The sequence below is a fragment of the Teichococcus rhizosphaerae genome (genome assembly GCF_002631185.1).
Taxonomy (GTDB): domain Bacteria; phylum Pseudomonadota; class Alphaproteobacteria; order Acetobacterales; family Acetobacteraceae; genus Pseudoroseomonas; species Pseudoroseomonas rhizosphaerae.
On sequence record NZ_PDNU01000111.1, the window covers coordinates 1 to 2,759 of the forward strand.

Genomic DNA, 2,759 nt, shown 5'->3' on the forward strand with positions numbered 1-2,759 from the left:
ATGGGCCTGGAGAACTACCTGCAGTCGCAGATCTGACCCTACCCCGCGGATACGAAAAAGCCCCTGCGCCTCACGGCCGCAGGGGCTTTTTCATGAGCGCCCGGCAATCAGGCGCGATCGCGTTCCAGCAGCGGCTTGAGGAAGTGGCCGGTGTGCGACTGGGGCATCTCGGCCACCTGCTCCGGCGTGCCGTTGGCGATGATCTGACCACCCTTGGAGCCGCCCTCGGGACCGAGGTCGACCAGCCAGTCGGCGGTCTTGATCACGTCCAGGTTGTGCTCGATCACCACCACGGTGTTGCCGTGGTCGCGCAGGCGGTGGAGCACGTCGAGCAGTTGCTGGATGTCGGCGAAGTGCAGGCCGGTGGTCGGTTCGTCGAGGATGTACAGGGTCTTGCCGGTGTCGCGCTTGGACAGCTCGCGGGACAGCTTGACCCGCTGTGCCTCGCCGCCCGAGAGGGTGGTCGCGCTCTGGCCCAGCTTGATGTAGGACAGGCCGACGTCCATCAGTGTCTGCAGCTTGCGCGCCAGGGCGGGGACGGCGTCGAAGAACTCGCGGGCTTCCTCGATGGTCATCTCCAGCACCTCGTGGATGCTCTTGCCCTTGTAGCGGATCTCCAGGGTCTCGCGGTTGTAGCGCTTGCCCTTGCAGACGTCGCAGGGAACGTAGATGTCCGGCAGGAAGTGCATCTCCACCTTGATCACGCCGTCGCCCTGGCAGGCCTCGCAACGGCCGCCCTTGACGTTGAACGAGAAGCGGCCGGGACCGTAGCCGCGCGAGCGGGCCTCCGGCACGCCGGAGAACAGTTCGCGGATCGGCGTGAACAGGCCGGTATAGGTCGCCGGGTTGGAGCGCGGGGTACGACCGATCGGGCTCTGGTCGATGTCGACCACCTTGTCCAGGTGCTGCAGGCCGTCGAACGAGTCGTACGGCGCCACTTCCAGGGTAGTCGCGCCGTTCAGCGCGGTGGCGGTGATCGGGAACAGGGTGTTGTTGATCAGCGTCGACTTGCCGGAGCCCGAGACCCCGGTGATGCAGGTGAACAGGCCGACCGGGATTTCCAGGTTGACGTTCTGCAGGTTGTTGCCGCGGGCGCCTTTCAGCTTCAGCAGCTTCTTCTTGTCGCGCGGGGTGCGCTTGGCCGGAACCGCGATTTTCTTGCGCCCGGAAAGGTACTTGCCGGTCAGCGAGTCGGGGTGGTTCATCACCTGGTCGGGCGTACCTTCCGCCACTACCTGGCCGCCGTGCACGCCGGCCCCCGGACCGATGTCGACGACGTAGTCGGCGAGTCGGATCGCGTCCTCGTCGTGCTCGACCACGATCACCGTGTTGCCGAGGTTGCGTAGGTGGGTGAGGGTGCCGAGCAGGCGTTCGTTGTCGCGTTGGTGCAGGCCGATCGAGGGTTCATCGAGGATGTACATCACTCCCACCAGGCCGGCGCCGATCTGGCTGGCCAGGCGGATGCGCTGGGCTTCGCCGCCGGACAGGGTGTCGGCGCTGCGGTCGAGGGTCAGGTAGTCGAGGCCGACGTTGACCAGGAATTGCAGGCGGTCGCGGATTTCCTTGAGGATCTTCGCCGCGATCTCGCCACGGCGGCCGGTCAGGCTGAGTCCGGCGGCATACTCGCAGGCTTCGCCGACCGGCATCGCGGTGATCGCCGGCAGCGTCCGGTCGCCGACCCACACATGCCGCGCCTCGCGGCGCAGGCGGGTACCGTGGCAATCCGGGCAGGGCTGGGTGCTGAGGAACTTGGCCAGCTCCTCGCGGACCGTGGCCGACTCGGTCTCGCGGTAGCGCCGCTCCAGGTTCGGCAGGATGCCTTCGAAGGGATGCGAACGCTTGACGATGTCGCCGCGGTCGTTGAGATAGCGGAAGTCGACGTTTTCCCGGCCGGAGCCGTAGAGCACCACCTTCTGGTGCTCGGCGCCGAGTTCGTCGAAGGGTTCTTCCAGGCTGAAGCCGTAATGCTGGGCCAGCGAGCCGAGCATCTGGAAGTAATAGACGTTGCGCCGGTCCCAGCCGCGGATCGCGCCCTCGGCCAGGGTCAACTCGCCATTGACCACCCGGCGCGCGTCGAAGAATTGCTTCACGCCGAGGCCGTCGCAGGTCGGACAGGCGCCGGCCGGGTTGTTGAAGGAGAACAGCTTGGGTTCCAGCTCGCTGATCGAGTGGCCGCAGACCGGGCAGGCGAAGCGCGCCGAGAAGATGATCTCCTCGACATCCTCGTCCTCGTCCATCGGTGCTACCAGGGCGATACCGTCGGCCAGGGACAGGGCGGTCTCGAACGACTCGGCCAGGCGTTGCTGGAGGTCCGCGCGAACCTTGAAGCGGTCCACCACCACATCGATGCTGTGCTTCTTCTGCTTATCCAGCTTCGGCACTTCGTCGAGTTCGTAGAGCTTGCCGTCGACCCGGGCGCGGACGAAACCCTGCGCGCGCATCTCGTCGAACACCGCCAGGTGCTCGCCCTTGCGCTCGCGGATCACCGGCGCCAGCAGCATCAGCTTGCTGCCTTCCGGCAGGGCCAGGACCTGGTCGACCATCTGGCTGACGGTCTGCGCCTCCAGCGGGATGTCGTGGTCCGGGCAGCGCGGGGTACCGACGCGGGCATAAAGCAGGCGCAGGTAGTCGTAGATCTCGGTGATCGTACCCACGGTGGAGCGTGGGTTGTGGGAAGTGGACTTCTGTTCGATGGAAATCGCCGGCGACAGCCCTTCGATGGTGTCCACGTCCGGCTTCTCCATCATCGACAGGAACTG

Annotated in this window: 1 protein-coding gene; it reads right to left on the reverse strand. The window is 66.0% G+C overall.

Going from position 1 to position 2,759, the window contains the following annotated elements:
- Positions 1-107: 107 nt before the first annotated feature.
- Positions 108-2,759: excinuclease ABC subunit UvrA (gene uvrA / locus CR162_RS21830; RefSeq protein ID WP_099097547.1), on the reverse strand; the 2,652-nt coding region annotated here is incomplete at its 5' end.